The following is a 5,032-nucleotide window of genomic DNA, read 5'->3' on the forward strand; positions in this document are numbered from 1 at the left end:
ACCGCGTAAGGAGGCACGAAACTGGCCGCCCCAAGTGGTGGCGGCGTCGCTACGGAGGGGGCAACAGTGCTCGCGGTGGGCGCCGAACTGGGTAGTGGACTGGACACGGAGACGCCGCCTCCCGAGACGCCGATCTGGACGGAGCTACCGGTCGCTGCCGGCAAACTCGACGGCTGCGTCGCCGGTACGGTCGACGCGGCGGCTGGTAGCGGGGCCGCTTCAAGCTGGATGCCTGCCAGCCCGCCCAGGCCGGCAATGCCCCCCACCGCGCCGACTGGCACCACGAACGGAAGCGCCAACAGCTGTGGAAAGGCCTGGATGGCTTCGATCGCATGGCCGAACTCGTCCGATGCCAGCGCCCCGATGTCGGCGGTCAGCTGGGTCAACCCTTGTGCCGGGTTTTGCCCGATGATCCCGACGTCTCGTTGCAAGGTTTGCACGACTTCCAGGACGCGATTGCTCCACCAGCTCAGGTCGTATGGCGTGCCACCGTCGTTGTCGATCGGCGGCAGCGTTCCAGTATCACCGCCGGATTCGCCGTCGGCCGGATTGTGCTGAGTCACGATTTGCGGGGCCGGATCTGTCTGCGGCGCTGCTGCCAGCGCCATAGTGGACACCGCCTGATAGGTGCTCATAGTGGTGGCCGCCTGAATCCACATCCGCACATAGTCGGCCTCGTTGAGCGCGATCGGAATCGTGTTGATACCGAAGAAATTGGTCGCCACCAAGACGCCGTGAATCATGTGGTTGGCGGCCAGCTCCGGCAACGTCGGCATCGCGGCCAACGCCGCGGTGTACGCGCTGGCCGCGGTCTCGTGCTGGACGGCCTCGGATGCACTTTTGGCACTGACCCGCATCAGCCAGGCCAAATACGGAACGTGTGCAGCCACGTAGTGCTCGGCACTCGGCCCTTCCCAAGCCCCGGCCTGCACCGCGGACAAGATAGCTCTGAGTTCCTCAGCGACTGAAGCGTATTCGGTGCTCAGGGACGTCCAAGCGCTGGCCGCGGCCAGCAGTGACCCGGGCCCTGGGCCACTGCTCAACAACGCCGAGTGCACCTCGGGCGGCGAAGCCATCCACACCGGTGCAGTCACGTCGGCATTCAATACGACGCAGTGTCGTAGTTACAAGACCCCGACCGGGTAGGGGGTATTCGCAGGTCTACGACGTGGCGCTAAGGCTCAGCCGCTCAGGGCGGGCCCTCGGTGTCCAGCCGCCCAGATCGACGTTCTGCAGGCCGTTACTCGCGCTTTCTCTGCGAATCGTCGATTTGGGTGTGGTACTGACAGGCGGGTGCGTTGTGGTGCTAATAATCAGAACCGAAGCAGGGTCGGCAGCGCCATCGCCGAATCCAGCGCCAACGCGCAGAAGACCACAGCCAGGTAGTTGTTCGACTGCAAGAACAGGCGCAACGGCTTGACCGGCTCACCGCGACGCACCCCGGCATAGAGCTGGTGGGCCATCGTCAAGAACCACACCCCCGCCACCACGGCCACCGCGGTGTACAGCCATCCGGCTGCCAGCGCCAGCGCCAGCGTCGCAGCCACCGTCAGCCAGGTGTAAACCACGATCTGCTTGGTGACCTGACGCTCGGTGGCGACGGCAGGCAGCATCGGCACACCAGCCGCCTTGTAGTCCTCCTTGTACCGCATGGCCAATGCCCAGGTATGCGGCGGTGTCCAGAAGAAGATGATCGCGAACATCACCAGGGCCGGCCATCCGATCGTGTCGGTGACGGCCGACCAGGCGATCATCACCGGCATACAGCCGGCCGCCCCACCCCAGACGACGTTCTGCGAGGTGCGGCGCTTGAGCAACAGGGTGTAGACGAAGACGTAAAACGCGATCGTGGCCACTGCCAGCAGCCCCGAGAGCAGGTTCGTGGTCTGCCACAACCAGAAGAACGAACCGATGCTCAGCACCAGACCGAACACCAACGCGTTCCTGGTGGGCACGGCAGCCCGCGCAAGCGGCCGTCGGGCGGTCCGCTTCATCATCTTGTCGATGTCGGCATCTGCCACGCAGTTCAGCGTGTTGGCGCCGCCGGCGGCCAGCATCCCGCCGATCAGGGTATTGAGGATCAGCAGCGGGTTCACCGTGCCGCGGTCAGCCAGCAACATCGCCGGGATAGCGGTGACCAGCAAGAGCTCAATGACCCGCGGCTTGGTCAACGCCAAGTACGCCAGCAAAGTGGTGCTGACTCGACTCGGCGCAACGCGCTCGCGAATGCTCACGCAAGAACTCCTCGGATCACAGCAGCGCGCAGCTTCTACTACAGGCGATGGTAGACCGCCCGCTTACCCCGCTCCTAGTCCAGGGTCGCTTCACAACAATTCCGCGCAATTTCACGTGCCGGTGGATCTGCAGCGACGCGGGTACCCGCACTAGTGTTGAACCTGATCACCACGTCGACCCAAGGACCGCGTTCGTGACAACACTCGAAGACATCTCGACCCTGACCCAACCGCACCTGCCCGACGACTGGACCGAGATCGATTCGGCCGCAGTCGACACCATCCGGGTACTGGCCGCCGACGCGGTCCAGAAGGTCGGCAATGGCCATCCCGGCACGGCGATGAGCCTGGCTCCGCTGGCGTACATCCTGTTTCAGCGGACCATGCGTCACGACCCCAGCGACACGACCTGGCTGGGCCGAGACAGGTTCATCCTGTCGGCCGGACACAGCAGCCTGACCCTCTACATCCAGCTCTACCTGGGTGGATTCGGTTTGGAGCTCTCTGATCTCGAGTCGTTGCGCACTTGGGGATCCAAGACTCCCGGGCACCCGGAGTTCCGGCACACCAAGGGTGTGGAGATCACCACCGGCCCGCTGGGGCAGGGTCTGGCGTCGGCGGTGGGGATGGCGATGGCGGCGCGGTATGAACGCGGCCTTTTCGACCCGGACGCCGAGCCGGAAACCAGCCCGTTCGACCACTACATCTATGTGATCGCCTCCGACGGTGACATGGAAGAGGGGGTGACCTCCGAGGCGTCGTCGCTGGCCGCGGTCCAGGAGCTCGGCAACCTGATTGTGTTCTATGACCACAACCAGATTTCGATCGAGGACGACACCAACATCGCCCTGTGCGAGGACACCGCAGCCCGGTATGAGGCCTACGGGTGGCACGTGCAGCGCGTCGAGGGCGGCGAGAACGTCGTCGCTATCGAGGAAGCCATTGCCAACGCCAAGGCCGTCACCGACCGGCCGTCGTTCATCTCGCTGCGGACCATCATCGGCTATCCGGCGCCCAACCTGATGAATACCGGCAAGGCGCACGGCGCGGCGCTCGGTGACGATGAAGTCGCGGCGGTCAAAAAGATCCTCGGATTCGACCCGGACAAGACCTTCGAGGTGCGCGACGAGGTGATCGCCCACACTCGCAAGCTCGTAGAGCGTGGTAAGGAAGCTCACGAGAAGTGGCAGCCGGTGTTCGACGCGTGGGCGCAGCGCGAACCGGAGCGCAAAGCGCTCCTGGACCGGTTGACCGCCGAAAAGCTGCCCGACGGTTGGGACGCTGACCTCCCGCACTGGGAACCCGGGTCGGATGACGTGGCCACCCGCAAAGCGTCTAACGAGGTGCTCAACGCGGTAGGACCGAAGTTGCCGGAGCTGTGGGGCGGTTCGGCCGACTTGGCCGGCAGCAACAACACCACCATCAAGGGCGCTGATTCCTTTGGGCCACCGCGCATTTCGACGAAGGACTACACCGCGCACTGGTACGGCCGCACCCTGCACTTCGGTGTTCGCGAACACGCGATGGGCTCGATCCTGTCCGGCATCGTGCTGCACGGTCCCACCCGTGCCTACGGCGGGACGTTCTTGCAATTTTCCGACTACATGCGCCCGGCGGTGCGACTGGCATCGCTGATGGACATCGACACCATCTACGTGTGGACGCACGACTCGATCGGGCTCGGCGAAGACGGGCCGACCCACCAACCGATCGAGCACCTCTCGGCACTGCGGGCGATTCCGAACCTCTCGGTAGTCCGGCCGGCCGACGCTAACGAGACCGCCTACGCCTGGCATACAATTCTGGCCCGTGGCAACGGCAGCGGTCCAGTCGGTCTCTGCCTGACCAGACAAGGTGTGCCGGTGCTGGAGGGCACCAGCCAGGAAGGCGTCGCCAGAGGCGGCTACGTGTTGAGCGATGCGGACGGGGACGAACCCGAAGTCGTGCTGATCGCCACCGGCTCAGAGGTGCAGATCGCGGTGGCCGCCCAAAAAGCGTTGGCGGAGAAGGATATTCCGGCCCGGGTGGTATCGATGCCGTGCCTGGAGTGGTTCGAGTCCCAGCCAGAGGACTACCGCGACAGCGTGCTGCCGCCCAGCGTCTCCGCACGGGTCGCGGTCGAGGCCGGCATCGCGCAGTGCTGGCACAAACTGGTCGGTGATACCGGCGAAGTGGTGTCAATTGAGCATTACGGGGAATCCGCTGACTACAAGACCCTGTTCCGCGAATTCGGCTTTACCCACGAAGCCGTTGTCGACGCGGCGGAACGAGCACTAGACAACTGAAAGAAGGAAATGCGATGACCCAGAACCCCAACCTTGCCGCGCTCAGCGCCGCGGGTGTCTCCGTGTGGCTCGACGACTTGTCCCGGCAGCGCCTCGAGTCCGGCAACCTACAAGAACTCATCGACACCAAGAGCGTCGTCGGCGTCACCACCAACCCGTCAATCTTCCAGAAGGCGCTCGCCGAGGGCGATGCCTATGAGGGTCAGGTGGCCGAGCTCGCCGAGCGCGGTGCCGACGTTGACGCAACCATCCGCACCGTGACCACCGACGATGTCCGCAACGCCTGCGACGTACTCAGACCGCAGTGGGAGGCTTCCGACGGAGTCGACGGCCGGGTGTCGATCGAGGTGGACCCACGAATGGCGCACGACACCGACAAGACCACCAAGCAGGCCATCGAGCTGTGGAAGATCGTCGACCGGCCGAACCTGCTGATCAAGATTCCGGCCACCAAGGAGGGCCTGCCGGCTATCACTTCGACGCTGGCAGAAGGTATTTCGGTCAACGTCACGC

Annotated in this window: 4 protein-coding genes; 2 read left to right on the plus strand and 2 right to left on the minus strand. The window is 64.5% G+C overall.

All coding sequences use genetic code 11. From position 1 onward, the window contains the following. Both WBF82_RS18990 and WBF82_RS18995 read right to left on the minus strand, forming a co-directional pair. Positions 1 to 1,076, minus strand: a 1,076-nt coding sequence (locus WBF82_RS18990; protein WP_424384496.1) for a PPE family protein, incomplete at its 3' end; no start/stop codon positions are given. Positions 1,077 to 1,313: 237 nt separating this feature from the next. Then, a complete protein-coding gene (locus WBF82_RS18995; RefSeq protein WP_424384493.1) occupies positions 1,314 to 2,234 on the minus strand; it encodes a heme o synthase in 921 nt (306 codons plus the stop codon). A 194-nt stretch (positions 2,235 to 2,428) separates the two neighbouring features. Between WBF82_RS18995 and tkt the strand changes: the two genes are divergently transcribed. Together tkt and tal are read left to right on the plus strand one after the other, a co-directional pair. Further along, the gene (tkt, locus tag WBF82_RS19000) at positions 2,429 to 4,519 is read left to right on the plus strand and encodes a transketolase (RefSeq protein WP_424384494.1); all 2,091 of its coding nucleotides are present in this window, start codon (positions 2,429 to 2,431) and stop codon (positions 4,517 to 4,519) included. 14 nt (positions 4,520 to 4,533) lie between these two features. After that, on the plus strand, positions 4,534 to 5,032 hold a 499-nt coding region (gene tal / locus WBF82_RS19005), incomplete at its 3' end, for a transaldolase (protein ID WP_424384495.1).

Origin of the sequence: Mycobacterium sp. (genome assembly GCF_049673265.1) — a bacterium.
In the GTDB taxonomy this organism is placed as follows: Bacteria; Actinomycetota; Actinomycetes; order Mycobacteriales; family Mycobacteriaceae; genus Mycobacterium.